The following is a 12,943-nucleotide window of genomic DNA, read 5'->3' as shown; positions in this document are numbered from 1 at the left end:
TACAGAGGGAGTAAGGCTCTGAACACCGACGCTAGGCAGCCGGACCAGTCCGCGGGCGTGGCCCCCGGATGGTGGACCGAGGCCGCCATCTACCAGATCTACCCGCGCTCCTTCGCCGACTCCGACGGCGACGGCATCGGTGACCTGCCCGGCATCACCAACCGCCTCGGCCACCTCGCCGAACTGGGTGTCGACGCGGTCTGGCTGTCGCCGTTCTATCCGTCGCCGCAGGCCGACGCCGGGTACGACGTGGCCGACTACCGCGACGTCGACCCGCTCTTCGGCCGGCTGGAGGACGCCGACAAGCTGATCGCCGAGGCCCGGGCCAAGGGCCTGAAGGTCATCGTCGACCTGGTGCCGAACCACACCTCCTCGGCGCACCGCTGGTTCACCGCCGCCCTGGCCGCCGCCCCCGGCAGCCCGGAGCGGTCCCGGTACATCTTCCGGGACGGCCTCGGCCCGGACGGCGACCAGCCGCCGAACGACTGGCAGAGCGTCTTCGGCGGTCCGGCCTGGACCCGGATCCTCGACCCGGACGGCCGCCCCGGCCAGTGGTACCTGCACCTGTTCGACACCGGCCAGCCGGACCTGAACTGGGACAACCCGGAGGTCCGCGAGGAGTTCCGGGACGTGCTGCGGTTCTGGCTGGACCGCGGCGTGGACGGCTTCCGGGTGGACGTGGCGCACGGCCTGATCAAGCAGGCCGACCTGGCCGACTGGCAGGAGCCGCAGGAGATCCTCTCCGGCAACGAGGTGGCAAAGCCCCAGCCCCCGATGTGGGACCAGGACGGCGTGCACGAGATCTACCGGGACTGGCGCCGGGTGCTCGACTCGTACCCCGGCGAGCGGATCCTGGTCGCCGAGGCGTGGGTGGAGCCGGCGGAGCGGCTGGCCCGCTACGTGCGCCCGGACGAGATGCACCAGGCGTTCAACTTCGAGTACCTGCTCGCCTCCTGGACCGCTCCCGCCCAGTACGCCGTGATCACCCGCTCGCTGGAGGCCACCGACTCGGTCGGCGCCCCGACCACCTGGGTGCTCTCCAACCACGACGTGGTGCGGCACGCCTCCCGGCTCGGCCTGCCGATCGGCACGGTCCGGCCCAACGGCATCGGCGTCGGCGACCCGCAGCCGGACGCCGCACTCGGCCTGCGGCGGGCCCGCGCCGCCACCATGCTGATGCTGGCCCTGCCCGGCAGCGCCTACCTCTACCAGGGTGAGGAGCTGGGGCTGCCCGAGCACACCACGCTGCCGGACGAGGTCCGGCAGGACCCGACCTGGGAGCGCAGCGGCCACACCCAGCGGGGCCGGGACGGCTGCCGGGTGCCGATCCCGTGGGAGGCCGACGCCCCGTCGTACGGCTTCGGCCCGACCGACGCCAGCTGGCTGCCCCAGCCGCCGCTCTGGGCCGAGTACGCCCTCGACCGGCAGCGCGGCGTGCCCACCTCGACGTACGAGATGTACCGGACCGCGCTGCGGCTGCGCCGCGAGCACGGGCTGGGCCGGGGCACGCTGGAGTGGCTCTCCTCGGGCGACGAGGTGCTGACCTTCCGCAACGGCGACCTGGTCGTGCTGACCAACTTCGGCGACGCCGCGGTGCCGGCGCCGGCCGGGGAGGTGCTGCACAGCAGCGCCCCGCTGGACGCCGACGGCCGGGTGCCCACCGACGTCACGGTCTGGGTCCGCGCCTGACGTACCGCCCGTCCGCCGGCCCCGCCACGCAGCGAGGGCCGGCGGACGGGCGTTCGCCGCCCAGCGGCGCGGACGGCCCGGCGCGGACCGGCGGCGCGGACCGGCGGCGCGGGTCGCGGTGCCGTCGCGGTGCTGCCCGTGGCGCTGACTGCGGTGTCGCGGTACGCCGCACGGTGCCGATGCTCTGCGACGGCGGCCGGCGACCGCCGGGTGCTCGGCGCCGGTGGCAAGGACCTCACCGCCCCCTTTAGAGCTGATGACGCAAATGAATCAGACGCCCGACTCGCCGGTCGGCGGCGACCGGAGCGGGGCCGGTCGCCGCATCCCTGACCTGACCTGAGTCGTTTGCGTCATCAGCTCTAAAGGGGCCGCACCACCACACGGACACTCCCCCACAGCCCCAGCGAATGGTGCGGGTGGGGACGCCGCTGGTGAGCAGTGGGGCGCCGGGTCGGAGCGGTGCAGCGCCAGGCGGTGGACGCTGGGGGCGCCGGTGGTGGGCGCCGGGTCGGCGCGATGCGGCGCCAGCCGGTGGACGCTGGGGCTGGGTCCCGGCGGTGGGTGCCGGGTGGCGAGCGGCCGGGGCGACCTGCTCGCCTCCGCCAAGGAACGGTCGGCGCCGGGTCCGCGCGCGGTGGGTCAGAGGCGGTCGGCGCGGGTGTGCAGCAGGTCGTGCACGGACTCGATGTCCCCGGGCGAGGTCCGGGAGGCGAGCCAGTACATCAGCCCGGTCGGGATGAAGAAGAGCTGGAAGACCGCCAGCCCGACGGCGTAGTTCAGCGGCGGCGGGAAGGCCGCCCGCAGCCCGTGGAAGGCCACCCCGACCAGGCCGTTGCCGGCCGCCCGACCCACCCCGTTGACCAGGTTGCCGAGGCTGTAGACCGTGCCCCGGTGCTCGGGCGGGTTGACGTCGGCGATCAGGGCGAACCAGTTCGGCGAGTTCGCCGAGGTGAGCGCCAGCGCGAGCACGGCGGTGAGCAGGCTCAGCCCGACCGTCGGCTCGGTCACCACGCTGGCCAGCACCGCCCGGACCACCTCGCCCGCCCCCGCGCCGTCGGGCACCAGGATCCGTACCGGCACCAGGAAGAGGACCAGGTAGAACGGCACGGCCGCGAGGATGCCCACCGCCGCGACCAGGGCCCGGCCCCGGGGGGTACGCCGTTGCAGCGCGTCGCCGGCCAGCCCGCCGACGATGGAGAGCACCCCGCCGAGCTGGAACAGGGTGGCGAAGACGCTGCCCACCACCACTGCGGTGGCGGTCGAGTAGCCCTGCGCCTCGGCCCGCTCGGCGAAGAGCACCGGCAGCCACACCAGCGAGCCGAACGCCGCCTGCGCGGTCAGCCCCTGCAGGATCAGCCAAAGGTTGGTCCGCCGGGCCAGGATCCGGGGCAGGTCGGCCCGGGTGATCCGGTAGTCGTACTCGGCGCCGGCGTCGATCACCCCGGCCAGCTCCGGTTCGCTCTGCCCGCGCCGGATGTCGTACGTGAAGAGGTAGGCCACCGCGGCGACCAGCCCGACCACGGCGAGCATGAGGAAGGGGCGCCGCCAGTCGGTGGCACCGAGGATGCCGCCGGTGAGCGTGCCGGCGAGGGTGCCCACCCCCTGCGAGAGCCCCCAGAAGCTCATCACCAGCCCCCGGCGGCGCGGTGAGATCAGGTCCGTGACCACGGAGAACCCGACCGAACCGACCGCGCCGAGGCCGACCGCCGCCACCAGTTGCGCGACGAGGAACGCCGACCAGCTGTCGGCGAGCGCGCTGCCGCCGGTGCCGGCCGCCCAGACCAGGGTGCCGAGCATGAGCAGCGGCTTCCGGTTCGTCCGGTCGCCCACGTACGCCCAGGCCACCGACGCCACCGCGCTGAGCAGGAAGCTCACCGCGGTGACCAGGCCGAGCTGCCGCTGCGGTACGTCCAGCGCCCCGGAGATCGGCCCGTACAGCGGTGGGACCAGGCCGATGGCCACGTTGTCCAGCGAGGCGAGCACCACGAAGACCACGACGCTGTAGTACCGGTGCGCCGCGTTCCCGCCCCGTGCGGTCCTGGTGCTGGTCATGACCGGCAGCCAACCAGGAACAGGTCACGGCCCGGTGACCGACCCCCGCCCCCGCTCACCCCTTCGGCGCGTCCACCCGTTCGACGGTCCGGTCACGGGCCTGCGCGTACCGCTCCCGGACGGCGGGGACGGACTCCGCGTCGTACTCCTCGGCGCCGGTGACCGACCACTCGGGTGGCACCGCGCCACCCAGGGCGACCCAGGCGGCCTGGCGTGCCGCGCCGTCCGCCACGTACTCGCCCGGCGGCGGCACCACCACCGGTCGCCCGAAGACCTGCGGGGCGATCCGGCGCACCGCCGCGGACCGGGCGCCGCCGCCGACCAGGATCACCCGCTCGGCGACGGCACCCTGGGCGGTCAGCGCGTCGAGCCCGTCGGCGAGGGCGCAGAGCATCCCCTCGACGGCGGCCCGGGCCAGGTGCGCCGCGGTGGCGGTACGCAGCGTCAGCCCGTGCACCGCGCCGGTGGAGAGCGGCCGGTCCGGGGTCCGCTCCCCCTCCAGGTAGGGGACCATCACCAGACCGTCCGCCCCGGGCGGGCCGGCGAGCGCCAGCGCGCTCAGCTCGTCGAGGTCGACCCGGAGCATCGCCGCGGCGGCGTCTAGCACCCGGGCGGCGTTGAGGGTGCAGACCAGCGGGAGGTATCGGCCGGTGGCGTCGGCGAAGCCGGCCACCGTCCCCGACGGGTCGGCGGCCGGCGCGTCGGCCACCGCGAAGACCGTGCCCGAGGTGCCGATGGAGACGACCACGTCGCCGGGGCGGGCCCCGACGCCGAGCGCCGCGGCGGCGTTGTCGCCGGTGCCCGCGCCGAGCCGGATCCCGGGGCCGGCCCCGCCGGACCGGGACGGCCCGCCGGCCGACCCGCCGCCGGGCGGAGCGCCGGTGAGCCCGGCCGGGTCGAGGAAGCCGGCGGACTCGGCCGGGCCGAGCACCCTGGGCACCCGCACCGCCCGGCCGAGGGCCTGTTCCAGCAGGTCGAGGCGGTATTCCCCGGTTCGTGGGGACCAGTAGCCGGTGCCGCTGGCGTCGCCCCGGTCGGTGCGCAGCGCGTCGAGTCCGGGCGCGCCGGCCAACCGCCAGGTCAACCAGTCGTGCGGCAGGCACACCGCCGCCACCCGGGCCGCGTGCTCCGGCTCGTGCCGGGCCAGCCACCGCAGCTTGGTGGCGGTGAAGCTGGCCACCGGCACGCTGCCCACCGCCTCGGCCCAGAAGCGGCGGCCGGCCTCGCCGCCACCGGCCTCGGCGATCAGGTCGCGGGCGGCGTCGGCGGAGCGGGTGTCGTTCCACAGCAGCGCGGGCCGGACCACCTCGCCCGCCTCGTCCAGGCAGACCATGCCGTGCTGCTGGCCGCCGACCGAGACGGCGGCGACGTCGGCCAGCCCGCCGGCCGCCTCGACGGCGCTGCGCAGCGCCTCCCACCAGGCCCGAGGGTGGATTTCGGTGCCGTCCGGGTGCGGCGCGCGGCCCTGCCGGACCAGCGCGCCGGTTTCGGCGTCGCGGATCACCACCTTGCAGGACTGGGTGGACGAGTCGATCCCGGCGACCAGCGGCATGGCGGCCCGCCTCAGCGCGCGCCGAGCAGGTGCTCGACGGCGAGCTGGTTGAGCCGGATGAAGCCGAAGCCCTTCGCACCTGCCGCGTCGGCGTCGAAGTCCTCGAACGCCGTCCGGTCGGCGAGCAGGTCGGCGTAGCTCTCCCCCGGCGCCAACGTCGGGGTGTTCAGGTCGGCCACCCGGCTGGCGGCCAGCGCCGCGGCCACCTCCGGGTCGGCCCGGAACGCCGCAGCCCGCTCCTTGAGCAGCAGGTAGGTGCGCATGTTCGCCTCGGCCGAGGCCCACACCCCGGTCATGTCCTCGGTGCGGGAGGGCTTGTAGTCGAAGTGGCGGGGCCCGTCGTACGCGGGTCCGCCGTTCGGGCCGCCGTGCTCCAGCAGGTCGACCAGGGCGAAGGCGTTGAGCAGGTCGCCGTGGCCGAAGACCAGGTCCTGGTCGTACTTGATGCCGCGCTGGCCGTTGAGGTCGATGTGGAACAGCTTGCCCTGCCAGAGCGCCTGGGCGATGCCGTGGGCGAAGTTGAGCCCGGCCATCTGCTCGTGCCCGACCTCGGGGTTGAGCCCGACCAGCTCGGGGTGGGCGAGGGTGGAGATGAACGCCATGGCGTGCCCGACGGTGGGGAGCAGGATGTCGCCGCGCGGCTCGTTCGGCTTCGGCTCGAGGGCGAAGCGCAGGTCGTAGCCGCGGTCGACGACGTACTGGCAGAGCAGGTCGACCGCCTCGCGGTAGCGGTCCAGCGCGGCGCGGACGTCCTTGGCCAGGTCGTACTCGGCGCCCTCCCGGCCGCCCCACATCACGAAGGTGCGGGCGCCCAGCTCGGCGGCGAGGTCGACGTTGCGCAGCACCTTGCGCAGCGCGTAGCGGCGGACGTCGCGGTCGTTGCTGGTGAAGCCGCCGTCCTTGAAGACGGGGTGGGTGAAGAGGTTGGTGGTCACCATCGGGACGACCAGCCCGGTCTCGTCGAGGGCCTTGCGGAACCGGGTGAGGTGGGCGTCCCGGGTCGCGGCGTCCGCGCCGAAGGGCACCAGGTCGTCGTCGTGGAAGGTGATCCCGTACGCGCCCAGCTCGGCCAGGCGGTGCACCGCCTCGACCGCGTCCAGCTCCGGGCGGGTCGCGTCGCCGAACGGGTCACGGGCTTGCCAGCCCACCGTCCAGAGCCCGAAGGAGAACTTGTCGGCGGGAGTGGGACGGGGTGCCATGGCAGACCTCCGGGGGTGTCGTCCGCAATTTGTTCAGTGGTTGAATTAAATGACCGTCGTGTGGCACTGTCAAGCGGTGACCAGTTCCCGCACCGCCGGGGCGGTTCGGCAGGGCAGCCTGCGCGAGCTCAACCTCGCCGTGGTGCTCCGGCGGATCGCCGCCGCCGACCCCCCGCCGTCGCGGGCCCGGATCGCCGCCGACACCGGCCTCACCCGGGCCACCGTCTCGGCGGTGGTCGACGACCTGATCACCGGCCGGCTGGTCGCCGAGGCCGACCCCGCTCCCCGGACCGGCGCCGGACGCCCCGCCCGGGTCCTGCTGCTGGCCCGCGACGGCCCCGCCGGGCTCGGCCTGGAGATCAACGTCGACTACCTGGCCGCCTACGTGGTCGACCTCGCCGGGGAGGTCCGGCACCACGAGGTGCACCGCGCCGACCTGCGGCCAGTCTCCCCCGCCGACGCGCTCGCCCGACTGGTCGAGCTGGCCGGCCGGGCCCGCGCCGCCGCCGTACGGGAGGGGCTGACCCTCGCCGGCGCGACCCTGGCCGTGCCCGGCCTGGTCGACGCGCGCGGGCTGGTCCGGCTCGCGCCCAACCTCGGCTGGCGGGAGGTGGACGTCCCCGCCCTGCTCGCCGCGCACCCGACGGTGACCGAGCCGGTGCCGGGCGTACCCCCGCTGGTGGTCGAGAACGAGGCGAACCTCGCCGCCCTCGGCGAGCTGCACGCCCGACCGGACGGACCCCGCAGCTTCCTGCACGTCTCCGGCGAGGTCGGCATCGGCGCCGGGATCGTGCTCGACGGCGCGCTCTTCCGCGGCGCCCGGGGCTGGAGCGGGGAGATCGGGCACATCCCCGTCGAACCGCGCGGGCGGCCGTGCCGCTGCGGCGGACGAGGCTGCCTCGAGACGTACGCCGGGCAGGAGGCCGTGCTCGCCGCGGCCGGGCTGGCCGGCGCGGACCTGCCGGCGGACACCGCCGCCCGGCGGCTGGCCGACCTCGCCGACGCCGGCGACCCGCCCACCCTGGCCGCGCTGCACGCCGCCGGCACCGCCCTCGGCGTCGCCGTCGCCGGCGTGGTGAACCTGCTCGACCTGGACACCGTGGTGCTCGGGGGCGGATACGCCCCCCTGGCCCGCTGGCTGCGGCCCCCCGTGGTCGCGGAGCTCACCGACCGGGTGCTCACCGCCGCCTGGTCGCCGGTCACCGTCCGCGCGGCGGCGCTCGGGGCCGCGTCGGCAGCGGTCGGCGGGGCCGGCTCGGTGGTACGCCGGATCATCACCCGACCGTCCGGATGGCTCTCCCGCCCGACCTGAGACGGGCTTCCTCGACGGGCGATCGCGGGTCCGCCTCGGTACCCTTTCCGCGAGGCAACCATCTTCACCCGAGGAGTGCACCACCAGCATGCGCAGCGGTCGACAGGGCCCCGCGCCCGGCGACCGGCGGTGACGACGACCCGCCGGAGTGGCGCTGCCGGGCCGGTGAGCGGTGACGGGCAGGCCGCCCGCCCGGCTGCGGAGGCACCGCTGCCGGCCGACCCCCGGCTCGCCCGCGAACTGCTGGACGGCCTCGCCGAAGCGGTGGTCACCACCGACCACGCCGGGGTGGTCACCCTCGTCAACGCCATGGCGGCCCGACTCCTCCCCGAGCTGACCCCGGGCACCGACCTGTCCCAGTGCGCCGTGCCGGCGCTCGCCCACGCGGTCGAGCAGGGGGCGCGGGGCTTCGACGCCGAGCATCGGGGCCGGCGGCTGCGCGGCGTCTGCCGGCAGCTCACCACCGGCCGGTGCGCCTGGTACGTGCGGGACGTCACCGAGGAACAGACCCGCGCCGAGGCCCTGCTGGCCGAACGCTCCCGCACCGCGTTCCTGGCCCAGGCCGGCAGCCGGCTCGGCCTCTCGCTGCACCGGGACCAGACGTTGCGGGCCGCCACCACCCTGCCCGTCCCCTACCTGGCCGACGCCGCGCTGGTGATCCACCACCCGCCGTCGCCCGCCGAGACCGTGCCGCATTGGATCCGGTACACCGAGGACGACCCCGGCCCGGTCACCGGCATCGGCTGTCCGGAGCTGACCGGCTCCGTCCCCGGCCTCGCCGAGACGCTCGACGGCGACGTCACCGACCCCGTCCCCTGGCTCGACCCGGAGCCGGCCGCGCTGGCCGCGGTGCTGCCCGCCGGCTTCGGTCGGCCCGGCACCGTGCTGACCTGCCCGATGCCGCGCGCCGGCGCACCGGCCGGCGCCCTGCTGCTGATCCGCCGGGCCGACCGCCCGGGCTTCGCGCCACGCGACATCGAGCTGGCCCGTGAGTTCGCCGCCCGGACCGGCGCCGCGGTCGCCACCGCCGACCTCTACGGCGAGCAGGCCCACCTGGCCCGGATCCTGCAGAACAGCCTGCTGCCGCCCGAGCTGCCGCCGGTCCCCGGGGTGACCCTCGCCGGCGGCTACCGGGCCGCCGGGGACAGCCTGCGCATCGGCGGCGACTTCTACCAGGTCTTCCCCACCCCCGACGGCGGGATGTTCGCGCTCGGCGACGTCTGCGGCAAGGGCGTCGGCGCCGCGGTGCTCACCGGTCGGGTCCGCCAGTCGTTGCAGACGCTGCGGCTGGTCGAGCAGCGCCCGGTGGAGCTGATGCGGCTGCTCAACCGGGCGCTCTTCGATGCGCCGGACGCCGCCCGGCAGGCCCAGTTCACCACCCTGCTGCTCGGCACCGTGGCCCCCGACCCCGACGGCGGGGTACGCCTGCGGATCGCCGGCGGGGGCCACCCGTCCCCGCTGGTCGTCCACCCCGGCGGCGGCGTCACCCCGGTCACCGTGGGTGGCATGCCGGTCGGGGCGTTCGGCACCGCCCGTTTCGTCGAGGTGGCGGTCCGGCTCGCCCCGGGTGAGCTGCTGCTGGCGTACACGGACGGGGTGACCGGGGCGCGCGGCGGCCCGGCGGCGGCGGAGATGTTCGGCGAGGGCCGGCTGCACCGGGCGCTCGCCTCGGTGGCCGGGCTGCCGCCGGACGTGGTGGTCGACCGTCTGCTCCAGCTGGTGCACGAGTGGCTGGACGGGCAGAGCCACGACGACATCGCCATGCTCGCCGTCGCCGCGGCCGGCCGGGCGTGACCGCGCGGCCCGCCGCAGGTCAGGCGGAGCGGGAGATCGGCGGGACGGTCCCGGCCTGCCACGGCTCGGCGGGCACCTCCCGCTCCCGGGCGATCCGGTCGAACTCCCGGAGGCCGCGCAGCAGCGCCAGCCGCCCCTCCGGGCTCATGCCGTCGAGCACGTCGTCGAGTCGCCGCCGGCGGTCCCGGCGCAGCTCGACGAGGATGTTCCGGGCCGCCGGGGTGAGGTGCAGGGAGATCTCCCGCCGGTCCGTCCGGCCCGGTTCGCGTTCCAGCATGCCCGCGGCCACCAGCCGGTCGCAGAGCCGGCTGGCCGAGGAGAGCAGCATGTCGAGGAGGGTGGCGAGCCGACGCAGGTTGATCCCATCGTGCCGCTCCACCACCATGACGGCCCGGAGCTGGGCGCTGGAGAGGCGACTGGTGGTTTGTTCCCGCGCCGCCTCCCAGACGGCGAGCATGGTCCCCGCCGCGGCGTCGACCTCGGCGGCCATACTCATTTCGGGTCCGTGTGGACCGCGTTCTTCGGCCATGGTGCGCCCGAGACTACCCGGCGTACCTGTCAACCGGCCCTGCCTGAAGGAGTGATGATGAGCGGACCGGAGGATCGGACCCGCCGGGTGCTGATCGAGGCCCCGGCCGACCTTCTCCTCGACCGGCTCGCCGAGGAGCTGGCGAGCGCCTACGGGGTCACCGAGAGTGAGCTCTACCAGGTCGACTACCGGCTCTCGGCGCTGCTGCCGTTGGGGGACGGGGAGGCGCTCACCGGGCCCGGCCACCCGGCCTGGCGGTGCTTCGACCACCAGGAGCCGGTGCTCGCCGACGGCGGGGGCTGGTTCCCGGTCGGGATGCGCGGCGAGCGGCGGGGGGTGCTGCGGCTGGCCCCGGTGCCGGACGACCGGACCGTGATCGCCGAGCTGGCCGGCATCGCCGCCGCGCTCGGCCACGAACTGGCCGCCGTCTCCCCCGGCACCGACGTCTACCTGACGGCCCGGCGGGCCCGGCGGCTCACCCTCGCCGCCGAGATGCAGTGGGATCTGCTGCCCGGGCGCAGCCGGATCCGACCCTCGTTCAGCCTGGCCGGCCAGCTGGAGCCGGCGTACGCGGTGCGCGGGGACAGCTTCGACTGGTCCGACAACGGGCACCGGCTCTGGCTCTCCACGGTCAACGGGATGGGCGAGGGGGTGGCCGCGGCGATGCTGACCTCGCTGGCGACCCACGCGCTGCGCAACGCGCGCCGGGCCGGGCTGGCCCTGGCCGACCAGGCCGCCCTGGCCGACCAGGCGATCTACGACCTGCACCGGGGTGAGCAGCATCTCTCGGCCCTGCTGCTCGATCTCGATCTCGCCTCCGGCGAGCTGACCGCGGTCGACGCGGGGTCGCCCCGCCTGATCCTGCTGCGCGACGGCGAGGTGATCGAGCAGGTGCTGGAGAAGCAGTTCCCGCTCGGCATGTTCGAGGGGACCGACTACCACGAGCAGCGCTTCCAGCTGCGCCGGGGCGACCGGCTCTTCGTGGTCAGCGACGGGGTGGTCGACGCCACCGGCGGGGACGTCCGGTACGGGGAGACGGCGCTGGACCGCTTCCTGCGCCGTACCGGCCCGATGGAGCCGTTGGACGCCGTCCGGTCGCTGATAGGCGACCTTCGGGCGTTCGTCGCCGGTGACCTGATCGACGACGCGGTGGTGGTCTGCCTGGACTGGACCGGGCCGCAGCCCTGACCGCACCCGGGGTCAGTACGCCCCGCGCCCCCGGAGCACCGCGCCGAAGGTCTTCCAGAGGATGGTCAGGTCGGCGGCGAGCGACCAGTTCTCGACGTAGTAGAGGTCGAGTCGGATGCCGTCCTCCCAGCTGAGGTCGGAGCGGCCGCTGACCTGCCAGAGCCCGGTCATGCCCGGCTTGACCAGCAGGCGTCGGGCCACGTCGCCGTCGTAGCGGGCCACCTCGGTGGGCAGCGGGGGGCGGGGGCCGACCAGGCTCATCTGGCCGAGCAGCACGTTGACCAGTTGGGGCAGCTCGTCCAGGGACCACTTGCGCAGCAGTCGCCCGACCCGGGTCACCCGCGGGTCGTCGCGCATCTTGAACATCAGGCCGTCGGTCTCGTTGCGGGCGGCCAGCTCGGCGAGCAGGGCGTCGGCGTTGACCACCATGGTGCGGAACTTCAGCACCCCGAACTCCTCGCCGCCCTGCCCGACCCGGGTTTGCCGGAACAGCACCGGGCCCCGGCTGTCCAGGCGGATGGCCAGCGCGATCGCCGCGATCAGCGGCAGCAGCGACAACAGGGCGAGCCCGGCGGCCGTCCGGTCGACGAGCTCCTTGACCAGCTTGCGGGCGCCCCGGAACTCGGGCGCCTCGACGTGGATCAACGGCAGGCCGGCGACCGGCCGGGTGTGGATCCGCGGGCCCGCCACATCGGTCAGCGCCGGGGCGACGACCAGGTCGATCCCGGTGCCCTCCAGCTGCCAGCCCAGCCGCCGCAACCGGGTGGCGGTCAGCTCGCCGGACGCGGTGACCGCGACGGTGTCCGCGCCGATCGCGGTGGCCGCCTCGGGGATGCCGCGCAGCGAGCCGACCACCGGCACGTCACTGAGCCGCTGCGGCACCGGCGCGAGCAGCGCGTCGGGGATGCACGCGCCGACCACCTGGTAGCCGGCGTACGGCTCGCGGCGCAGGGTGTGCACCAGCTCCAGCACGTGGGCGGTGTCGCCGACCACCAGCACCCGGCGGGACCAGCCGGCGCCCTTGCAGCGGGCCCGGTGCAGCCGCTTGCGCGCGGCGAACCGGGACACCTCCAGCGCCACCGTGCCGACCGCGAAGGAGATCGCCAGGAAGCCACGGGAGACGCCCACGTCGGCGATGTAGGCGATGATGGCGACGGTCCCGGCCAGCCGCAGGCTGGCGGTGCTCACCCGCCGGTACTCCTCCGCGCCGTAGCCCAGCACCCGGTCGTCGTAGCAGCGCAGCGCCTTGAGCGAGACCAGCCAGGCCAGCACCAGACCGGGCGCCACCAGCAGGTAGGGGATCTGCGAGCCGACCGGCACGCCGTCGCCGAAGCGGGCGGCGTAGCCGGCGAGGACGGCCAGGGAGAGCACGGCGGTGTCCAGCACCACCATGGTCCGCACGTACGCCCGCTGGTCGCCGTGGGTGGCCGGTCGCGGTGGCCGGGCCCGGGGGGCCGGCGGGGTCCGTACGGGCGTGGACAGCGTCGCCGAGGTCACTCAGCCTCCCCCACATCGCACCGGTCGGCCCCGGTCCGCCGTCGTCCCCACCGGGGGGGCCGACGCCGGAGCACTGTCGACATCCTGCCCTGACAATGATGCTCACCGATTGCTTCCGACGTATTACCGTC

The 12,943-nt window shown here is 75.2% G+C and carries 9 protein-coding genes; 4 read left to right on the top strand and 5 right to left on the bottom strand.

The genetic code is table 11. From position 1 onward, the window contains the following. Positions 1–18: 18 nt before the first annotated feature. Positions 19–1,689 carry a glycoside hydrolase family 13 protein gene (locus tag AC5L3Z_RS03495; RefSeq protein ID WP_494839602.1) on the top strand — a complete coding sequence of 557 codons (1,671 nt, stop codon included), beginning with the start codon at positions 19–21 and terminating at the stop codon, positions 1,687–1,689. A gap of 639 nt (positions 1,690–2,328) precedes the next feature. On the opposite strand, the gene AC5L3Z_RS03490 is transcribed toward AC5L3Z_RS03495, so the two are convergent. The 3 genes from AC5L3Z_RS03490 to xylA are packed head-to-tail and all read right to left on the bottom strand — an operon-like array spanning position 2,329 to position 6,492. Beyond that, positions 2,329–3,741, bottom strand: coding sequence for an MFS transporter (locus AC5L3Z_RS03490; RefSeq protein ID WP_494839401.1), 1,413 nt, complete (start codon positions 3,739–3,741; stop codon positions 2,329–2,331). Positions 3,742–3,796: 55 nt separating this feature from the next. Further along, on the bottom strand, positions 3,797–5,293 hold the full coding sequence (xylB, locus tag AC5L3Z_RS03485) for a xylulokinase (RefSeq protein WP_494839399.1): 1,497 nt from the start codon (positions 5,291–5,293) through the stop codon (positions 3,797–3,799). 11 nt (positions 5,294–5,304) lie between these two features. Next, on the bottom strand, positions 5,305–6,492 hold the full coding sequence (gene xylA, locus AC5L3Z_RS03480; protein ID WP_494839398.1) for a xylose isomerase: 1,188 nt from the start codon (positions 6,490–6,492) through the stop codon (positions 5,305–5,307). A 49-nt stretch (positions 6,493–6,541) separates the two neighbouring features. On the opposite strand from xylA, the gene AC5L3Z_RS03475 reads away from it, so the two are divergent. Beyond that, complete coding sequence (locus AC5L3Z_RS03475) at positions 6,542–7,804, top strand: ROK family protein (RefSeq protein WP_494839397.1); 1,263 nt, start codon at positions 6,542–6,544, stop codon at positions 7,802–7,804. 165 nt (positions 7,805–7,969) lie between these two features. Further along, entirely contained in the window at positions 7,970–9,598 is a 1,629-nt protein-coding gene (locus tag AC5L3Z_RS03470; RefSeq protein ID WP_494839395.1) for a PP2C family protein-serine/threonine phosphatase, read from the top strand. A gap of 19 nt (positions 9,599–9,617) precedes the next feature. Here the strand turns inward: AC5L3Z_RS03470 and AC5L3Z_RS03465 are convergent, their stop codons facing one another. Then, positions 9,618–10,094: a MarR family winged helix-turn-helix transcriptional regulator gene (locus tag AC5L3Z_RS03465; protein WP_494839394.1), complete on the bottom strand. Its 477-nt coding sequence runs from the start codon at positions 10,092–10,094 to the stop codon at positions 9,618–9,620. Between the two features lie 90 nt (positions 10,095–10,184). Here AC5L3Z_RS03465 and AC5L3Z_RS03460 point away from each other — a divergent pair, with 90 nt between their 5' ends. Next, entirely contained in the window at positions 10,185–11,315 is a 1,131-nt protein-coding gene (locus AC5L3Z_RS03460; protein ID WP_494839392.1) for a PP2C family protein-serine/threonine phosphatase, read from the top strand. 12 nt (positions 11,316–11,327) lie between these two features. Here AC5L3Z_RS03460 and AC5L3Z_RS03455 read toward each other — a convergent pair whose 3' ends face one another. Then, entirely contained in the window at positions 11,328–12,812 is a 1,485-nt protein-coding gene (locus AC5L3Z_RS03455; RefSeq protein WP_494839390.1) for a sugar transferase, read from the bottom strand. Between the last annotated feature and the right edge of the window lie 131 nt (positions 12,813–12,943).

The sequence above is a fragment of the Micromonospora sp. LZ37 genome (genome assembly GCF_059359015.1).
The sequence above is the reverse complement of the archived record's forward strand: the minus strand, read 5'-3'. Positions and strand labels throughout refer to the sequence as shown.

Excerpts from the sequence above, each read along its gene's own strand:
- AC5L3Z_RS03460 (WP_494839392.1), top strand. The coding sequence starts at position 10,185 with ATGAGCGGACCGGAGGATCGGACCCGCCGGGTGCTGATCGAGGCCCCG.
- xylB (WP_494839399.1), bottom strand. The coding sequence starts at position 5,293 with ATGCCGCTGGTCGCCGGGATCGACTCGTCCACCCAGTCCTGCAAGGTG.
- AC5L3Z_RS03490 (WP_494839401.1), bottom strand. The coding sequence starts at position 3,741 with ATGACCAGCACCAGGACCGCACGGGGCGGGAACGCGGCGCACCGGTAC.
- AC5L3Z_RS03465 (WP_494839394.1), bottom strand. The coding sequence starts at position 10,094 with ATGAGTATGGCCGCCGAGGTCGACGCCGCGGCGGGGACCATGCTCGCC.
- AC5L3Z_RS03475 (WP_494839397.1), top strand. The coding sequence starts at position 6,542 with ATGACCGTCGTGTGGCACTGTCAAGCGGTGACCAGTTCCCGCACCGCC.
- xylA (WP_494839398.1), bottom strand. The coding sequence starts at position 6,492 with ATGGCACCCCGTCCCACTCCCGCCGACAAGTTCTCCTTCGGGCTCTGG.